At 56.8% G+C, this 17118-nt stretch carries 18 protein-coding genes; 8 read left to right on the top strand and 10 right to left on the bottom strand.

Annotation, left to right across the window (positions count from 1 at the left end):
* The first annotated feature begins 104 nt into the window (after positions 1-104).
* The 4 genes from NLU14_RS03335 (at position 105) to NLU14_RS03320 (ending at position 3444) form a co-directional block, all read left to right on the top strand.
* Complete coding sequence (locus NLU14_RS03335; protein ID WP_275704754.1) at positions 105-938, top strand: mechanosensitive ion channel family protein; 834 nt, start codon at positions 105-107, stop codon at positions 936-938.
* 171 nt (positions 939-1109) lie between these two features.
* Positions 1110-1667, top strand: a complete 558-nt coding sequence (locus NLU14_RS03330; protein WP_275704753.1) for an aminoacyl-tRNA deacylase — start codon at positions 1110-1112, stop codon at positions 1665-1667.
* 86 nt (positions 1668-1753) lie between these two features.
* The gene (locus NLU14_RS03325; RefSeq protein WP_275704752.1) at positions 1754-3040 is read left to right on the top strand and encodes an FAD-dependent monooxygenase; all 1287 of its coding nucleotides are present in this window, start codon (positions 1754-1756) and stop codon (positions 3038-3040) included.
* A gap of 38 nt (positions 3041-3078) precedes the next feature.
* A complete protein-coding gene (locus NLU14_RS03320; protein WP_275704751.1) occupies positions 3079-3444 on the top strand; it encodes a histidine triad nucleotide-binding protein in 366 nt (121 codons plus the stop codon).
* 185 nt (positions 3445-3629) lie between these two features.
* Here the strand turns inward: NLU14_RS03320 and phoU are convergent, their stop codons facing one another.
* From phoU to NLU14_RS03295, 5 genes are all read right to left on the bottom strand, one after another.
* Positions 3630-4352 (bottom strand): phosphate signaling complex protein PhoU, encoded by a 723-nt coding sequence (gene phoU, locus NLU14_RS03315; protein WP_275704750.1) that lies wholly within the window; start codon positions 4350-4352, stop codon positions 3630-3632.
* A 33-nt stretch (positions 4353-4385) separates the two neighbouring features.
* Complete coding sequence (gene pstB, locus NLU14_RS03310; protein ID WP_275704748.1) at positions 4386-5273, bottom strand: phosphate ABC transporter ATP-binding protein PstB; 888 nt, start codon at positions 5271-5273, stop codon at positions 4386-4388.
* Positions 5274-5284: 11 nt separating this feature from the next.
* On the bottom strand, positions 5285-6559 hold the full coding sequence (pstA, locus tag NLU14_RS03305; protein ID WP_275704747.1) for a phosphate ABC transporter permease PstA: 1275 nt from the start codon (positions 6557-6559) through the stop codon (positions 5285-5287).
* Positions 6552-7940: a phosphate ABC transporter permease subunit PstC gene (gene pstC, locus NLU14_RS03300; RefSeq protein WP_275704746.1), complete on the bottom strand. Its 1389-nt coding sequence runs from the start codon at positions 7938-7940 to the stop codon at positions 6552-6554. Before pstC ends, pstA begins: the two co-directional genes overlap by 8 nt.
* 142 nt (positions 7941-8082) lie before the next feature.
* A complete protein-coding gene (locus NLU14_RS03295; RefSeq protein WP_275704745.1) occupies positions 8083-9135 on the bottom strand; it encodes a substrate-binding domain-containing protein in 1053 nt (350 codons plus the stop codon).
* A 194-nt stretch (positions 9136-9329) separates the two neighbouring features.
* Between NLU14_RS03295 and NLU14_RS03290 the strand changes: the two genes are divergently transcribed.
* On the top strand, positions 9330-9734 hold the full coding sequence (locus NLU14_RS03290; protein WP_275704744.1) for an acyl-CoA thioesterase: 405 nt from the start codon (positions 9330-9332) through the stop codon (positions 9732-9734).
* 18 nt (positions 9735-9752) lie between these two features.
* Here NLU14_RS03290 and NLU14_RS03285 read toward each other — a convergent pair whose 3' ends face one another.
* From NLU14_RS03285 to NLU14_RS03265, 5 genes are all read right to left on the bottom strand, one after another.
* Positions 9753-10550, bottom strand: a complete 798-nt coding sequence (locus NLU14_RS03285) for an ABC transporter permease (protein WP_275704743.1) — start codon at positions 10548-10550, stop codon at positions 9753-9755.
* Positions 10537-11145: an ABC transporter ATP-binding protein gene (locus tag NLU14_RS03280; protein ID WP_275704742.1), complete on the bottom strand. Its 609-nt coding sequence runs from the start codon at positions 11143-11145 to the stop codon at positions 10537-10539. The genes NLU14_RS03285 and NLU14_RS03280 overlap by 14 nt, the downstream gene beginning before the upstream one ends.
* A 189-nt stretch (positions 11146-11334) precedes the next feature.
* The gene (arsJ, locus tag NLU14_RS03275) at positions 11335-12528 is read right to left on the bottom strand and encodes an organoarsenical effux MFS transporter ArsJ (protein ID WP_275704741.1); all 1194 of its coding nucleotides are present in this window, start codon (positions 12526-12528) and stop codon (positions 11335-11337) included.
* A gap of 1 nt (position 12529) precedes the next feature.
* Entirely contained in the window at positions 12530-13534 is a 1005-nt protein-coding gene (locus NLU14_RS03270) for an ArsJ-associated glyceraldehyde-3-phosphate dehydrogenase (protein WP_275704740.1), read from the bottom strand.
* 25 nt (positions 13535-13559) lie between these two features.
* Positions 13560-14324: a metalloregulator ArsR/SmtB family transcription factor gene (locus tag NLU14_RS03265; RefSeq protein ID WP_275704739.1), complete on the bottom strand. Its 765-nt coding sequence runs from the start codon at positions 14322-14324 to the stop codon at positions 13560-13562.
* 162 nt (positions 14325-14486) lie between these two features.
* Between NLU14_RS03265 and arsB the strand changes: the two genes are divergently transcribed.
* From arsB to NLU14_RS03250, 3 genes are all read left to right on the top strand, one after another.
* Positions 14487-15554 (top strand): ACR3 family arsenite efflux transporter, encoded by a 1068-nt coding sequence (gene arsB / locus NLU14_RS03260; RefSeq protein ID WP_275704738.1) that lies wholly within the window; start codon positions 14487-14489, stop codon positions 15552-15554.
* A 370-nt stretch (positions 15555-15924) separates the two neighbouring features.
* The gene (locus tag NLU14_RS03255) at positions 15925-16320 is read left to right on the top strand and encodes a hypothetical protein (RefSeq protein WP_275704737.1); all 396 of its coding nucleotides are present in this window, start codon (positions 15925-15927) and stop codon (positions 16318-16320) included.
* Positions 16321-16415: 95 nt separating this feature from the next.
* Positions 16416-17018 carry a hypothetical protein gene (locus NLU14_RS03250; protein ID WP_275704736.1) on the top strand — a complete coding sequence of 201 codons (603 nt, stop codon included), beginning with the start codon at positions 16416-16418 and terminating at the stop codon, positions 17016-17018.
* Positions 17019-17118 lie beyond the last annotated feature (100 nt).

The following is a 17118-nucleotide window of genomic DNA, read 5'->3' as shown; positions in this document are numbered from 1 at the left end:
CCCGACCAGACCGGGTATGTGTGTTGTACGTTTGCCACAAACCTCTGCTATAACAAAACCTAGGTAAGTCTGGTACTCGACAAAACCGAACAAGGAGTCACTGAATGGAAGATCTTCTGGGAGCCAATATTAACGCGGCGGAGCTATGGGATCAGGCGCTAGCGCTGATCATGACCTACGCGCCGAAATTTGTGCTGGCCATCGTCACACTGGTTATCGGTCTCTGGCTGATCAACCGGTTCATTGGCGTTCTCGACAAGAAACTGGGTGCAAAAGACCCTACCCTGAACAAATTTCTCTGCGGCCTGATAAGCGCTATCTTCAAGGTGATGCTGCTGATCTCTGTCGCATCAATGATCGGCATTGCCACCACCTCCTTCATCGCCGTCATCGGTGCCGCCGGCCTGGCCATAGGTCTGGCCCTGCAGGGCAGCCTTGCCAACTTTGCCGGGGGCGTACTGATCCTGATCTTCAAGCCCTTCAAGGTGGGCGACACCATCGAAGCCCAGGGGTTTCTTGGCGCAGTGGCTGAGATCCAGATCCTGTACACCGTCGTCAACACCTTCGACAACCGCCGCATCGTAATCCCGAACGGCAGTCTGTCCAACGCCACGCTGACCAACGTTAGCATCTACAGCACACGCCGCTGCGACATGACCTTCGGCATTCACTACGACGACGATATCGACAAGGCCAAGGCCATCCTCCAGCGCCTGTTTGATGAGGACGAACGGTCCCTGAAAGACCCTGAACCACGAATTTGTGTCGGTGGACTGGGGGACAACTCCGTGGACCTGATGTTCCGTGCCTGGGTGGCCACCGATGATCTGTGGCCGTACTACTGGGACATGCACGAAAAAGTGAAAAAGGCGTTCGATGCCGAAGGGATCACCATTCCGTTCCCGCAGCGGGACGTGCACGTCTACAAATCAGAGTGATTGGTATCTCATTAACACAGACTGTTACTCGCATTCTGTACAGGCTCAACTAAGCTGACCAATAATGGCGGTGCAGTCGCAACAGCGGCTACACCGTCAGTCACCGGAACCGGTTCAACAAGAAACCACCGGTTCCAGTACCGCTGTCATTGCTGGTAGGAGGTTGTCACTATGCCGGTACAGCAGTTGAAGGAATATCTGGATCAGGCAGGCGTGGAATATATGTGCCTGTCTCATCCCCCTGCGTTCACTGCCCAGCAACTCGCCCATCACGTCAAAATCGCCGGTGACCGGGTGGTAAAAACCGTCATCATCGAACTGGATGGCAAAATGGCCATGTTGGTCATGCCCGCTACATGGCGTATCCGCTGGGACCGGTTGACCCGCATTCTCGATACTGATTTCGTTGATCTTGCGGACGAACAGGAGTTCCAGGACCGTTTCCCCGAATGCGAAGTAGGCGCCATGCCACCACTCGGTAATCTTTTCGACATGTCAGTGTATTGTGCCGAGGCCCTGACCCGGCAACCGGAGCTGGCCTTCGCTGCCGGTACCCACACCGAATCCATCCACATGAAAACCGGGGACTTCCTGAACCTGGTGCACCCCATGGTGCTTGAGCAGGGTTTTGTTAAGCCGGGGGCACAGAAGCCCGCCTGGCTCAAGGGCCGTGCCCGCAGGGCGGAGTCGCTGACCGACAGCCACGCCGCCAACCTGGCAGGCTACTGACAGCGGCGATCGCTGCCGGCTTGGTCCGGGCCGCTTGTCTGGATGCGTCCATCGCGTAAACTGGGCGTACCAGACAGGAACCCGTTATGACTCAAGCCTTTGATATTGTAATCGTCGGTGCCGGCATGGTCGGCGCCGCCCTTGCGACCGGCCTTGGCCGCAGTGGCTTTCGCGTGGCCCTGGTTGACCGTGGCTCCGCGCCGGTATTCGATGCCTCGCTCTCGCCGGACATCCGTGTTTCAGCCCTGAGTGCCGGCAGTGAGAGATACCTCAGCGAACTCGGTGTCTGGCCCGACATACTCGCCATGCGGGCCACACCCTACGCCCGTCTGGCGGTATGGGACGAGACACCGCACCCGCTCAGCAACCTGCTCCCCCGCAAGATTGCCGATGTGGTGTTTGACGCCAGCAACCTGTCGGCCCGCCATCTTGGCCATATCGTGGAAAATCGGATTACCCAGCAGGCGCTCTGGAACTGCGCAGCATCACTACCCACGGTTTCCCTGTTCCCCGACAAAGCCGTCACCAGCCTCGACAACGGCGATGACCACGCCGGCGTGACCCTGGAGGACGGTACCGATCTGACCTGCCAACTGGTGGTTGGTGCCGACGGTGCCGCCTCCGGTGTCCGGGATCTGGCCGGCATTGGGATTACCCGCGACCAGTACCAGCAACAGGCCATGGTAATCAGCGTGCGCTACCAGGGCCCGGTTGAGGACATCACCTGGCAGGGCTTCTATCCCTCAGGCCCTCGGGCTTTCCTGCCGTTGCACTCCGCCGGCAACGGCGAGAGCTGGGCTTCCCTGGTTTGGTATGACTCGCCAGAGGAACTGGCACGGCTGAAATCGCTGGATAACAGCGCGCTGATGGCAGAGATACAAAACGCGTTCCCGCCGGAATTGCCGCTGCTGACCCACATCGACGCCAGGGCAAGCTTCCCCATTGTCCGTCAGCACGCCAACACCTATGTGAACAACCGCGTGGTGCTGGCCGGTGACGCGGCCCACACCATCAACCCACTGGCGGGCCAGGGTGTAAACCTGGGTTTCCAGGACGCCCGCTGCCTGCAGTCGGTGATCCGCGAGGCCAAACGCGCCGGCTGCGACCTGGCGGGCCCGGCATGGCTGGTAAAATACGAACAACAACGCCGCCCGGCCAACCGCCGCATGATGCTGGCGATGGACGTGTTCTACCACCTGTTCAGCAACCGCACACCGCCACTGCACCTGCTGCGCAATCTCGGCCTGGGCGCAGCGAAAGCCATGCCGTTTGCCAGAAACCGGGTGGCCAAATACGCTATGGGTATCGATGACGAATTGCCCCTGGTTATCCGTCAATTGACGGAGCGGTTACCGGGGTTCAAGCAACTGTAAACGTTTTTCTGGCACTCATTCACAAAAAGGGACCCACTATGTCGGAGACTATCTTCACCAAGATCATCAACCGCGAAATTCCGGCGGATATCGTCTATGAAGACGATACCTGCCTGGCGTTCCGGGACATCAATCCGCAGGCGCCGGTACACCTGCTGATCATCCCGAAAAGGGAAATCGCAACGATCAACGACATCGAAGAGGGCGACCGCGAACTGGTAGGTCACTTGTATTGGGTTGCCGCCAAACTGGCCAAGGAAATGGGGTTCGCGGACGATGGCTATCGGGTAGTGATGAACTGCGGGGAAAACTCCGGGCAGACGGTGTTCCACATCCACCTGCACCTGCTGGCCGGAAAGCCCATGGGATGGCCGCCGTATACCGATAAGAAGAAGCAGGCCTGAGAATCTTGAGCCCAGGCGCTATCTGAGAGATTAGCCAGCAGGGCCGGGGACACTGTTCAGGACCGTGGAGCGCCAGGGATGGCGCGACCGAGCCCTACATGGACGTATTCACGGGCGTGTCCTGAACAGTGTCCCCGGCCCGGCGAAAACTCCCAAGCCAGCAGGCTACAGAGGCAAAACCGAACTCAGCGCCCAACCACCTTCTCGGCTTCTTCCACCGGCGTATGCCGAACATCCTCGCCTTTGACCATGAAGATCACATTCTCGGCAATGTTACAGGCGTGATCCCCCACCCGCTCCAGGGCACGAAGAATCCACATCACCGACATACAGCGGGAAATGTTGCGGGTGTCCTCCATCATGAACGTCAGCAACGTCCGCGTAGCTGCCTGGTATTCCTCATCCACCCGCTTGTCTTCCTTCATGATTCGTAGCGCCTGCTCCGAATCCAGGCGGGCGAAGGCGTCAAGGGCATCGTGCAACATGCCAAGCACGTGATTGCCAATGTGCCGTACCTCCACGTAACCACGGGGGGCCTGACCTTCCTCCGACAGCTTGATGGCAAATTTGGCGATTTTCTTGGCCTCGTCACCAACCCGCTCAAGATCCGCCACCATCTTGATGACGGAAATCACCAGCCGCAGATCACGTGCGGTGGGCTGGCGACGGGCAATGATCAGGGTAGCTTCCTCGTCGAGGTCAATCTCCATCTGGTCGACTTTCTTATCGGTGGCACGGACCTCGTCCGCCAGGTGGCCATCGTTATCCACCAACGCAGCGATCGCACGGTCGACCTGGGACTCCACCAGGCCACCCATTTCGAGGAATTCGCTCTTCAGGGCCATCAGTTCGTCATTAAACCTGTGCGATATATGATCGCCGTACACATCGTCCTTTTTATCTGGCATGACTCTATTCTCCAGTGTTCAGCAATACCGGTATTAACCAAAACGACCGGTGATATAAGATTCCGTAAGCTCGTGTTCAGGTGACGTAAACACCTTGTTGGTTTCGTTGACTTCAACCAGGTGCCCAAGGTGGAAATACGCCGTTCGATTCGATACCCGGGCTGCCTGTTGCATTGAGTGGGTCACGATCACAATGGTGTAACTCTCAGACATCTCCGCCATCAATTCCTCCACCCTCGCCGTTGCAATGGGGTCCAGGGCCGAGCATGGCTCGTCCATAAGGATGACCTCGGGGCTCACGGCAATGGCGCGCGCAATGCAAAGGCGCTGCTGCTGGCCACCCGACATACCGGTGGCGGTCGCATCCAGACGATCTTTGACCTCACCCCAAAGCCCGGCCTTTCGCAGACTGTTTTCCACGATCTCATCGAGATCCGACTTACGGTTTGCCAGGCCATGGATGCGGGGACCATAAGCCACATTGTCGTAGATGGACTTGGGGAACGGGTTCGGCTTCTGAAACACCATCCCCACCCGCGCACGCAGCTCTACAACGTCCCGACGGCGGTCGTAGATGTCCTGATCGTCCAGTTGTAGCGATCCTGTCACCTTGCAGATCTCAATGCTGTCGTTCATGCGATTGAGGCATCTCAGGAAAGTGGACTTGCCACACCCTGAAGGGCCAATAAAGGCAATCACTTCGTTCTTCGCAACATCGAGGCTGATATTCTTGATAGCCCGGGTGTCGCCATAGGAAACGTTGACATCGCGAAGCTTGAACTTGGCGTTGTCGGCAAAGGGCCGACCAACCGTTTTGCCTTCCTCAATGATGGTTTCTTCAGGTTGCTCCCTCACCGGTGCAACAGGCTCAGCCTGATACTGATCGGCTTCACTGGTGACCGCTGGATTTATCGTGTTCATCGTTTATCTCCTTACCACCGACGCTCGAGGCGCTTGCGAAGCCCGATGGCCAGTGCATTCATACTAACCAGGAAAGCCAGCAGCACCATGATGGCCGCTGACGCACGTTCTATAAAGGCGAGTTCCGGGCTGCCTGCCCAGAGGAAAACCTGAACCGGAAGTACTGTCGCTGATTCGAAAAAGCCACCAGGTACATCCACGATAAACGCCACCATACCGATCAGCAAAAGTGGCGCTGTCTCGCCCAGCGCCTGCGCCATGCCGATGATTGACCCCGTCAGCATACCCGGCATGGCAAGCGGTAACACATGATGTAGTACCACCTGCATTTTGGAAGCACCGATACCTTCCGCAGCCTCCCGAATCGAGGGTGGCACACTCTTGATGGCCGCCCGGCTTGAAATGATGATGGTTGGAAGGGTCATCAGTGTCAGCACCAGACCACCTACGACTGGAACCGACCTCGGCATGCCGAACAGGTTGATAAACACCGCCAGCCCCAGCAAGCCGAAGATGATCGACGGAACCGCCGCCAGATTGTTGATGTTCACCTCAATGAAATCCGTCAACTTGTTCTGAGGCGCAAACTCTTCCAGGTAAATGGCGGCGGCGACACCGATCGGGAACGACAGAACCAGCGTCACAATCATGGTGAGCAATGAACCGACGACGGCGCCAAGGATGCCAGCACGCGAAGGGTCCCGCGAGTCGCCACTAGTGAAGAACACGTCGTTGAATGAGGTTTGCACAACTCCCTTTTCAATCAACTGATCGACCCATTGCTGCTGCCGCTCGCTGAGCTTGATGGAATAGGCGCTATCCCCGGCGTGCTTGGCATACACGTCAACATCCGTATGGGCCAGCACCGTCAGCGTTTGCGTGGTCCCCAACCAATCCGGGTTGGCCTGAAGCATTTCGCGCAACTCATTGGACGCGTATGGGTTCAGCAAGTCACGAACAGCCTCCCTGTTTTCTTCAGTGGCACCTGGCACTTGCTTGATCAGTGCCTGAAGCAACGGCTCCACGAAGTCCGCCATTTTCATCTGCTTTTCATCAGTGGCGTCGTCCAGGTACATCATCTCACCATCAAGATTGACTTCCATGGTGATGGTGGTTTTGGTAAAGCCGGTATAGCCTTTACCGATAATGTCCGTAAACAGCACAACCAATGCCGAGAGTGCAATCGCAATGGCCAGTATGCCGTAGGCCCGGAAGCGGCGCTCCTTGCGGTACCGCCGCTTGAGTGACTGGCGAACAATCTCCGCCTGTGAACGTTGATCAGTCATACTGTTCCCGATATTTGCGAACGATTTTCAGGGCCACCACATTCAGTAACAGGGTAGCGAGGAAGAGCATCGCGCCGAGGGCAAATGCAGCCAGGGTCTTGGCGCTGTCGAATTCCTGGTCGCCGGTCAGCAGGGTGACAATCTGCACGGTCACCGTGGTGACGGTTTCCAGCGGATTGGCGGTCAGGTTTGCGGCAAGGCCCGCGGCCATCACCACGATCATGGTTTCACCAATGGCACGGGAAACCGCCAGCAAAACCCCACCCATGATGCCGGGCAATGCCGCTGGAAATATCACTTTTTTCATGGTTTCGGACTGGGTTGCGCCCAGCGCAAGAGAACCATCGCGCATGGTTTGAGGCACGGCGTTAATGACATCATCCGACAACGAAGAAACAAAGGGGATAATCATGATCCCCATGACCCCGCCGGCAGCGAGCGCGCTTTGGGAAGAAGCGTCAATCCCCATTGAAGCTGCAAAGTCGCTGATGAAAGGTGCGACGGTAAGCGCTGCGAAGAAGCCATAAACCACCGTCGGAATACCCGCCAGCATCTCGAGCAGCGGCTTGACCACGCTGCGAACCTTTTTGTTGGCATACTCGGAAAGGTAAATAGCGGACAACAACCCGACCGGGACCGCGACCAGCATGGCGATGGCGGAAATCAGCAGCGTGCCTGTAAACAGTGGAATCATGCCAAAGGCACCCTGAGCCGCGACCTGATCGGCGCGCAGCGCCGTTTGCGGACTCCACTGGGAGCCAAAGAAAAACTCGGTAAACGGGATTAGCTGGAAGAAGCGGAAGGTTTCCAGAGCAACGGAAAAAATAATGCCGACAGTGGTCAGGATCGCCAGCGCTGCACAGGCAAAAAACAACCACTTCAGGATCGCCTCTACCTGGGTTCGCGCATTTGCCGCGGGGCGAACACGAATCCAGCCGAGGAATCCCGCCAACACCGACACGGACACCACCAACACCGACATGAACAGACGGCTCTGTTCCCTAAGAGCCTTCAGCCTCTCCGCAGCTTCCAATATCGGCGCCTCGGCAAAGCCCGGGGGCAGGCTGCCATTGGCCACGTTGCTGATCTTGCTCAGCAACAGGCTGGCCCGGCCTTCTGAAGCCGGCAGCATTTCCTGGGGCAGGGAGCTGATAACCAGGGTCTGGATGACCTTACCCTGAAAGGCTGCCCACAACCCCAGCACGATGAGCGCGGGTATGCCACACCAAAGAGCCGCTCGCGCGCCATAATAAAAAGGCAGGGATTTGAGATAACGAATGCCACCCATTGGCATCGCCAACGATCGCGATCGGGCGTAACCCAAGCCGTAGGCAACCATCGAAAGCACGATGGTCAGTAAAAGCAGATTGGCCGGTTGCATGAATATTCCCGTAACAAACTAGAAAGGACCATAAGTGTAATCATTCAGAGAGCCGTTCGCACTTGACGCTGTGCAGACGTGCGAAAGGGTGCGAGCCTGGTAAAGACCCGCACCCTTGTAAGTCAACCTCCCGTCGACTTGCTTACATCAACTCTTCCTTGGTCAGGCTCGGCATGTTGGATGCCTTGTCCTGGAGCTCCATCAACGCATCACGCGGCGGTACGATCAGACCGACATCCTTCAGATATCCGTTCTTACCCATTGCACTCGGGCTCACGAAGAACTCGGCGTACTCGGCAATACCCGGAACCACACCGACGTGCGCCTTCTTAACGTAGAAGAACAGGGAGCGGGCAACCGGATACTCGTCTGCCGCGATTGCCTCGGCGGTCGGAACCATACCATTAAGGGTGGCTGCCTGCAGACGATCAGAGTTTTCTTCCAGGAAGCTGTAGCCGAATACACCGTAAAGGCCACTGTCGTCGATCAGCTTCTGGACGATCAGGTTGTCGTTTTCGCCGGCCTCAATAAACGCACCGTCTTCACGGACGCTCTGACACACACTTTCCATGTCGTCTTCGCTCATGTTGGCAACCGCCGGAAGGTCTTCACAACCACCCTGCAGCGCCAGCTCGTTGAAGGAGTCACGGGTGCCGGAAGTCGGGGGAGGCCCCATCACACGAATGGCAACGTTTGGCAGGCTGGAGTCAATGTCACTCCACTTCTCATAGGGGTTGGCCACCAGCTTGGTTTCATCATCCGGTGAAGGTACTTCCTTGCCCAGGGCCAGGAACAGTTGCTCAAGCGTGATATCCAGATTCTCAGCGTCTTGCGAGCTGGCAATCACGATACCGTCGGAGCCGATACGGAACTCGGTAATCTCCTTTACGCCGTTTTTCTGGCACAGGTCATACTCAGAGGTTTTCATGCGGCGGGAGGCATTGGTGATGTCAGGGTGTTGGGTACCGATACCAGCACAGAACAGCTTCAGACCGCCGCCGGAACCGGTGGACTCAAGCTTCGGGGTCGGAAAATCGGTGTTAACGCCAAAACGCTCGGCCACAACGGTAGCGAACGGGTAAACAGTAGAAGAACCTACGATGCTGATGGTCTCGCGCGCCATGGCAGGCGTCGACACGGCGGCAATGCTGCCTGCCAGCGCCACAGTTGTAAGGGCTGTTTTAAGTTTGATCACGTTGAGTCTCCATTTGTCACTTTGACTTTATTTACGGGTTTGCTTCACCGATGGGTGAACAATAAAGGCACTCTGTGACAACTTTGTTACAACCATTGAAATATAGAACAGGACGTTCAATTTTTCTTGCAGACGCCGCACAGGCCGCTAACATGCGGGGTACTAAAACAATTCCGCACTATAAGGTTGAATCCATGACGGCGCTTGATGACGACAAACCCACGCCCCGGGGCGAGCTGGTAATCCAGGTAATCCCCCTGCCCTCCGACACCAACCCCAACGGCGATGTGTTTGCGGGCTGGCTGGTCAAACAGATGGATATTGCCGCCGCCACCATGGCGGGACGGATTTCCCTGGGCCGAAACGCTACCGTTGCCATGGACCGGATGGAGTTCCTGTCGCCATTGCGAGTTGGCTCCCAGGTCGGCTGTTATGGTGAGCTGGTCGAGGTGGGGCGCAGTTCAATGAAGATCAACATTGAAGTCTGGACTCTGGACCGCACGGCAAAAGCCCCCCGCAAGGTAACGGAAGGGCTCTTCGTTTATGTTGCGATTGACGAGCATGGACGTATTCGCGAGGTGCCGGCACAAAACGGGTAAAAGGTTGGCACCGTTGGTTCAGGAGTTTCCCAACCGATCCAGCCGCAGGCGCTCGCGCTCATCAAACAGCCGGCGACCGCCCCAGGAGACTGCCATCACCGCCCCGAAGCCGGTGCCAACGGTAATGATCAGCATCACCAGGATCTGGTACTTCACCGCCACAGCGGGCGGGCTACCAGCAAGGATCTGACCGGTCATCATGCCCGGCAGGCTGACAATGCCGGCCGCCGCCATGGCATTGATTGAAGGCATCATGCCACTGCGCATGGCATCCCTGCGGATATCCTCAAGCGCCTGCTGCCAGGCTTGCCCCAGCATCAGCCGATTTTCGATGACCGCCCGCTGCCGCCAGACTGACTCATTGAGCCGGTCCAGAGCCAGGCTAACCCCTGTCATGGTGTTGCCGAGCATCATGCCCAATAGCGGGATGGCGTACTGGGGGGCATACCAGGGATCGGGGCCAATGACTACGGTCAGGGCCAGGATCGTGACCGTGAAGGATGAGACAAACATGGCTCCGGTGCCAATGCCGAAAGCCCACCAGCCTCGCAATCGACGGCCTTGGCGCGCCACCACTTCCCGGCCCGCGACCAGAAGCATGACTACTGCAAGAAGGGCAATCCAGTAAAATTCCGAAGATGCAAACAGGGCTTCCAGCACCAGCCCGATCAGGGCCAGTTGGATAACCGTGCGTGTCGCAGCAATCAGCAGACTGCGGGTAATCCCCAGCCTGGCCAGATACCCGGTAGCGGCCAGGGCGAGAATCAGCAGTGCCGCCAGCGCCAGCTTCCACCATGCCAGATCAATCACTTCCATTGGCAGGCTCCAGGCTGGTTCCGTGAATCCGGGAGTGGGCGTCAGCTACCCGCCGAATTTGCCCAGGATCGTGGGCCACCCAAAGGGTCGGAATCTGTCGCTGCCGGATCTCTCCGAGCAGCCATTGCTCAACCGCTTCAGTGGTCTCGCTATCCAGGTTGGCGGTGGGTTCGTCCAGCAGCAGCGCCTCCGGCTGCAGGGCAAGAGCCCGCCAGAGTGCAAGCCGCTGTCGCTCACCGGAGGACAGCCGGCTTACCGACCAGCCCATTACTTCTGGCGGGAAACCCAGAGCTGAAGGCAGTCTCGAAGCGGCATCATCCGGAAAGTGCCCTTGCACTTCATCAAACCACCACTGACTGTCTGCTGGCACCATAACCACCCGGCTTCGCCACTGATGGGCGGGAACATCCAACTGGACGGCATCACCCAGAGAAACCCTTCCGCCATGTGGCTCCAGGTCCGCCACGGCCCTCAGCAGACGGCTCTTGCCACTGCCCGAAGGGCCAGACAGGCAGACAACCTGTCCACCCGGCACCGTCAGTGACACATTACTCAGAGTGCCAACACTGAGATTTTCCAGCATCAAATCTGTCAAGATAGCATCACCAGGGCCTGCCAAAGTTCATAACGGCTATACCATTGCACAGTGTCCTGCCGACAACCAGCCACACAGGCCACGGATGTATGAAGCTTCGATCTCTTTTCACGTTCACTCTGGCATTTGCACTGATCACCCCTCCGGTGGCAGCGGACGCAGGGCTGGCCGTTCGGTTCTGAGGCCCGCTCAGGCTGTTACTGGCCGCCGCTCGGGCAACAACACCGACAGCAACGCTGCCATGGCCACCAAGCCCGACGATATCCACAAGCAGACCTCCAGTCCCCAGGCCTGGTAGACCCAGCCGGACAGGATCGTTCCCAGCAACCGACCGGCGGCATTGGACATGTAATAGAAACCCACATCCAACGACACGCCATCACCCCGGGCATAGCTAACGATGAGATAGCTATGCAGCGACGAGTTGACGGCAAACAGCACGCCAAACAACAGTAAGCCACCGACAATCACGATCTGGGGTGGCCAACCCGCCGTCAGGCCAATGGCAATCGCTGCCGGAATCAACGCCAGACCTGCCGCCCAGAGCACAGCAGGCTGTTTGCCTTTCATGTTTCCGGTGATGCGCGGTGCAATCGTCTGGATAAATCCATAGCCGATAATCCAGGTGGCCATAAAGCCACCCACTTTCCAGAAGTCCCAGCCAAAGACCGTATGCAGGTAGACAGGAAGCGCCACCACAAACCACACATCCCGGGCGCCGAACAGAAACATCCGGGCAGCGGATAGCACATTAATGGCTCGGCTCTTCGACAGGATCTCACTGAACTTCGGTTTGGCCTTGCTCTTGCCCAGCTCCTGCTTGAGCAGGAACAGGCTCACCAACCAGACCACGGTGAGGGCAACAGCCATAATAATGACTGCGCCCGTGAAGCCGGCGGCCATGAGCAGTACGCCGCCGAGGAAAAAGCCCACGCCCTTGAGGGTGTTCTTAGAGCCGGTCAGGATCGCCACCCACTTATACAGAGTGCCCTGCTGCTCATCCGGCACCAGCAGCTTGATGCCGCTTTTGGCGGACATCTTGTTCAGGTCCTTGGCAATACCGGACAGCGCCTGGGCCGCCATCACCCAGGGCACCGTGAGCATCGCCGCGGGGACCGCCAGCATGCCCAGAGCCACTATCTGCAGGAACAGCCCGATGTTCATGGTGCGGTTCAGCCCCATGCGGGCGCCCAGGTAGCCACCCACCAGATTGGTCACCACGCCGAAGAATTCATAGAAGATGAACAGCAGGGCGATTTCCAGCGGCGAGTAGCCCAGCTGATGGAAATGCAGCACCACCAGCATCCGCAGGGCGCCATCAGTGAGGGTGAACGCCCAGTAATTGCCAGTGATAACCAGGTACTGTCGGATGGCGGCGGTCATATCAGACGGAACCCACCCGGCGGGCCAGTTCGGCGGTGCGGTTGGCGTAGCCCCATTCGTTGTCGTACCAGGCGTAGATTTTTACCTGTGTGCCGTTGACCACCATGGTGGACAGGGCATCGATAATGGATGAGCGTGGGTCCGTCTTATAGTCGATGGACACCAGCGGGCGTTCCTCGTAACCCAGGATGCCCTTGAGCTCGCCGTCCGCAGCCTCTTTCAGCAGCTGGTTCACGATGTCCCTATCCGTGGGTGTTTCCACTTCGAACACGCAATCGGTAAGCGAGGCGTTGGTCAGCGGTATTCGCACGGCATGGCCGTCGAGCCGGCCCTTAAGTTCCGGGAAGATCTCGATGATCGCGGTGGCTGAGCCAGTGCTGGTGGGAATCAGCGAACTGCCGCAGGCCCGTGCGCGGCGCAGATCCTTGTGAGGGGCATCGATGATGGTCTGAGTGTTGGTCAGGCTGTGGATGGTGGTGATGGAGCCATGCTTGATGCCCAGCTTCTCGTGAATCACTTTCACCACCGGGGCCAGGCAGTTGGTGGTGCAGGAGGCCGCAGTCACAATGCGGTCGTTAGCTGGATCAAAAATATCGTCATTCACCCCGACGACAATATTCTTCGCCCCTTTTTCCTTCACGGGCGCGGTAACAACAACACGCTTCACACCCTGATCCAGGTAGGCCTGGAGTACTTCCACAGTCTTCATCTTGCCGCTGGCCTCAATCACCAGATCGCAGCCAGACCAGTCGGTTTCCTCGATGGTTTTATTGCGAGTGACCCGAATCGACCTGCCGTCAATAACAATATTATCGCCGTCTGCACCCGCTTCGTGGTTCCAGCGGCCGTGAATGCTATCGAAGTTCAGCAGGTGCGCCAGCGTGTGGGCGTCGGCACCCGGATCGTTGATCGCCACAAATTCCATATCTGGCCACTGCCAGGCTGCCCGCAGGGCCAGGCGACCAATCCGGCCAAATCCATTTATTCCGACTTTAATCTTGCTCATGGCGTACTCCAGAAAACATTATCCATTAAATAAAGCGCACAACCGGCCTGTCGGGCATGGCCGCAAGTAGCTCAAGTTCGGTGTTAATCAGGGCTGGGTTGCCATCGGCGGTTTCATCCAGAACCCGCGACACCCAGTGCGGTAACCGGGGGTGCAGGGAATAGTACATCCACTGGCCCTGACGCTCGGCGTCCAGCAGGCCCGCCTCCCGCAGGGTGGCCAGGTGCCGGCTTGCCTTGGGCTGGGAAATATCCAGGGCGGCGGTCAGTTCGCATACGCACAGTTTCTTCTGCTGCCGGATCAGCATCAGCGCGGCCAGGCGAATCTCATCACCGAGGGCCTTGAATACGGTCACAGGGTCAAAATCCACTGGCTTCATACCGGTTTCTTTCCGGTGCACCAGGGTAAACAGGCCAATGCGCTCGCGAATTTCCTTGAGGGTCAGCGCGAAGGTGGCGTGACGGCCACTGGGAACGGGGTCGGGAAAGTCCCAGGCAATCTGCTGGGCGGGCTGGCAGACGTTACCGCATTCTTTCGAGGCCTTTTCACAGAGGGTGATCACGTAATCCCAGTCTTCACCTTCCAGATTCGCCAGTGACTTACTGTGCAGCCCATCGACCGGATAGCCCGCTTCCTCAAGAACCTGAATGGCCATGGGGTGGGGTTTATCAGGCTCAGTGCCCGCACTGGCGACTTCAAACTGGTCACCGGCCATTTCCCGCAGCAGGACCTCAGCCATCAGCGACCTTGCGCTATTGGCGGTACAGACGAACAGAACCCGGCGCTTCATATCCGACTCTCCATATATTTGTTTTTTCACATATATAATTTAATGCATAATAGGATGCTCAATAACATGAGTAAAGAGACGGTTTCATTACAATGAGCCTCCAGAACCTTCCCAACATCGATACAAAACGAGTCAACCAGCGATTCACGTGAGAGGAAAGCCATGAATAGCAGTGTGGAAACCACGCCCGAAGGCACCGGCGGTGGCATGGATCTGTTCGGGAAATGCCTGTCGGTCTGGGTGGCGCTGGCGATCATCGCCGGTGTGGCCCTGGGGCAGCTGGCGCCCGTGGTGCCGGAAACACTTTCCCGCTTTGAGTACGCCCAGGTATCCATTCCCATTGCCATTCTGATCTGGGCCATGATATTCCCGATGATGGCGCAGATTGATTTCAGTGCGGTGGTGGGCGTGAGAGAAGAGCCGAAAGGCCTGGCCATTACCACCATCGTGAACTGGCTGATCAAGCCCTTCACCATGTTCGCCATCGCCTGGTTCTTCCTGATGGTGGTGTTCGAGCCGCTGATTGCCCCGGACCTGGCCAGCGAATACCTGGCCGGCGCCATCCTGCTGGGCGCCGCGCCCTGCACCGCCATGGTTTTTGTCTGGAGTTATCTCACCAAAGGCGATGCTGCCTATACCTTGGTGCAGGTGTCCCTGAATGACCTCATCATGCTGTTCGCCTTCGCGCCCATTGTGGTATTCCTGCTGGGCATCTCCAACATCCAGGTGCCCTGGGACACGGTCATCCTCTCCGTGGTGCTGTACATCGTCATTCCGCTGACCGCCGGCTACCTCACTCGCCGCACCCTGATCGCAAAGCGGGGACAAGACTGGTACGACGATGTATTCATGAAGCGCCTGGGGCCGGTAACGCCGGCAGCGCTGATCGTCACCCTGGTGCTGCTGTTTGCGTTCCAGGGCGAAGTAATCCTGAACAATCCGCTGCATATCGTGCTGATTGCCGTGCCGCTGATCGTGCAGACTTTTCTGATTTTCTTCCTGGCCTACGGCTGGGCAAGATTGTGGAACGTCCGCCACTGCATCGCAGCTCCAGGTGCGATGATTGGTGCCAGTAATTTCTTTGAGCTGGCAGTCGCGGCGGCCATTGCCCTATTCGGCCTGCAATCTGGTGCGGCGCTGGCGACGGTGGTTGGCGTGTTGGTGGAGGTGCCATTGATGCTGGTTCTCGTTCGGATTGCCAACCAAACCCGGGGGCGGTTTCCGGCCTAGTTAGGGGACGCTCAATAGGTCCACTTTTAAACAAAAGCGGACATTGGAGTCAGGGCTTTCCTCCGGAGCCTCCAAGCTAATCACAGCCATTTCATCCAATATGATTGGCGGAGTAAATTGCAGACGCTGAATGATTACATGGCAGAGATGGCCGTGCTCGGCTAAGCTCTTGTTTTATCGGTTTATGTGCAGCGTGATTGATAGCTCAAAGTCAGTAATAATGACGCAGTTCAATTTCTGCAATGATAAAGCGCAGTGTCTAATTACTGATATGCATAAAAAGATCCCGCTATAAACTCAAAAAGTTCTTGCTATAAATACTATAAAAGCTACTATTACTCCTATAATTACTGAGCAGGAGTACCTAGTCATGGCAGCTATCGAAGTTGATTTTGAAGTTTTCAAAGAGCTCACAGTTCGCCGTACGGCCGAATCGATGACCGAAAATGACGTGATTCGGTCGCTCCTTGGGCTTGACGGTCCAGCATCTAAACCTACAGCAGGTAACGAGACCACAGGCGGAAATCCATGGGTATGTAAGGGTGTTACCTTCCCCCATGGGACCGAATTTCGCGCAACCTATAAGGGCCAGCTGTATTCCGGGGTTGTAGCCGAAGGCGCACTTGTAGTTCAGGGCAAGCGGTTCACTTCTCCCTCGTCTGCTGCCGTTGCAATAACAGGGAATCCTGTCAACGGCTGGAGGTTTTGGGAGTGTTTGCTTCCAGGGAGAAAGCAGTGGAAAGTTATTGCAGAGTTACGGAACTAAACTTGCCTATCAAGGTGCGTCAGTCGGATGGCCTTTACGCCGCTTCGCTATGTAAAGGCCACCGCTGCGCTCAGCGTTAACACTCGGGAGTAATTTTGAATCCACGGTTGATTGCTGTTTTGGCCGTCCTCGCAGCTGTTACGGCGGTTGCGATTTATGGCTACCAGTTTAACGGGTCACTGTCCCCCGACCATTCTCGTTGGGGTGAGTTTGGAAGCTTTTTTGGCGGCGTACTAGGTGCGACATTCGCTTTTTTTACTCTGATGTATCTTGCGAAGCAGGTCGAGAACCAATGGAAGGAGAGTAAGGCAGCCAGACTAGAGTTAGAAATGAGTCAGCGTGAGCGGTATGTTGCCAGTTGCCTTGGCTTGTTATTGCCGAAATTGAAAGAAATCGATGAAGCAATTGATGCACCGCTTTCGCAATTAATTCTTCGTGCGTACAGAGACGAAGAACAGCGCCGAGTACAAGAATTCATTGAGCTCCTGCGTGAAGGGCTTTCAGCCCGTTCTGCGGTTATGGCCTTGTGGGTAAATGTTTCCTCGGCTCTCTCTTTTTTGGAAGTGCATGACGAAGTTAGGTATCTCAATCAAAAAACACTCGTCGCGGTCCAGGTAGGTTATGACTTATGTCGTGCGTTGGACGAAACAGTCAGTATAGCGACGGAGATAGACTTTGAACGTCACTTCGACCGCTAAAGTGCATACACGTCAGGCCAGCGGGTAATCCCCCCGAAAAAAAGCGGTTTTCAAAAGTAGAATTTTCCGTAAGCTAAACGCAGGGAGATTCTGCATGAAG

The sequence above is a fragment of the Marinobacter iranensis genome (assembly GCF_029207565.1).
GTDB classification, from domain to species: domain Bacteria; phylum Pseudomonadota; class Gammaproteobacteria; order Pseudomonadales; family Oleiphilaceae; genus Marinobacter; species Marinobacter iranensis.
The sequence above is the reverse complement of the archived record's forward strand: the minus strand, read 5'-3'. Positions and strand labels throughout refer to the sequence as shown.

Coding starts and splice junctions, on each gene's coding strand:
- NLU14_RS03335 (WP_275704754.1), top strand. CDS start 105: ATGGAAGATCTTCTGGGAGCCAATATTAACGCGGCGGAGCTATGGGAT.
- NLU14_RS03330 (WP_275704753.1), top strand. CDS start 1,110: ATGCCGGTACAGCAGTTGAAGGAATATCTGGATCAGGCAGGCGTGGAA.
- NLU14_RS03325 (WP_275704752.1), top strand. CDS start 1,754: ATGACTCAAGCCTTTGATATTGTAATCGTCGGTGCCGGCATGGTCGGC.
- NLU14_RS03320 (WP_275704751.1), top strand. CDS start 3,079: ATGTCGGAGACTATCTTCACCAAGATCATCAACCGCGAAATTCCGGCG.
- phoU (WP_275704750.1), bottom strand. CDS start 4,352: ATGCCAGATAAAAAGGACGATGTGTACGGCGATCATATATCGCACAGG.
- pstB (WP_275704748.1), bottom strand. CDS start 5,273: ATGAACACGATAAATCCAGCGGTCACCAGTGAAGCCGATCAGTATCAG.
- pstA (WP_275704747.1), bottom strand. CDS start 6,559: ATGACTGATCAACGTTCACAGGCGGAGATTGTTCGCCAGTCACTCAAG.
- pstC (WP_275704746.1), bottom strand. CDS start 7,940: ATGCAACCGGCCAATCTGCTTTTACTGACCATCGTGCTTTCGATGGTT.
- NLU14_RS03290 (WP_275704744.1), top strand. CDS start 9,330: ATGACGGCGCTTGATGACGACAAACCCACGCCCCGGGGCGAGCTGGTA.
- NLU14_RS03285 (WP_275704743.1), bottom strand. CDS start 10,550: ATGGAAGTGATTGATCTGGCATGGTGGAAGCTGGCGCTGGCGGCACTG.
- arsJ (WP_275704741.1), bottom strand. CDS start 12,528: ATGACCGCCGCCATCCGACAGTACCTGGTTATCACTGGCAATTACTGG.
- NLU14_RS03270 (WP_275704740.1), bottom strand. CDS start 13,534: ATGAGCAAGATTAAAGTCGGAATAAATGGATTTGGCCGGATTGGTCGC.
- NLU14_RS03265 (WP_275704739.1), bottom strand. CDS start 14,324: ATGAAGCGCCGGGTTCTGTTCGTCTGTACCGCCAATAGCGCAAGGTCG.
- arsB (WP_275704738.1), top strand. CDS start 14,487: ATGAATAGCAGTGTGGAAACCACGCCCGAAGGCACCGGCGGTGGCATG.
- NLU14_RS03255 (WP_275704737.1), top strand. CDS start 15,925: ATGGCAGCTATCGAAGTTGATTTTGAAGTTTTCAAAGAGCTCACAGTT.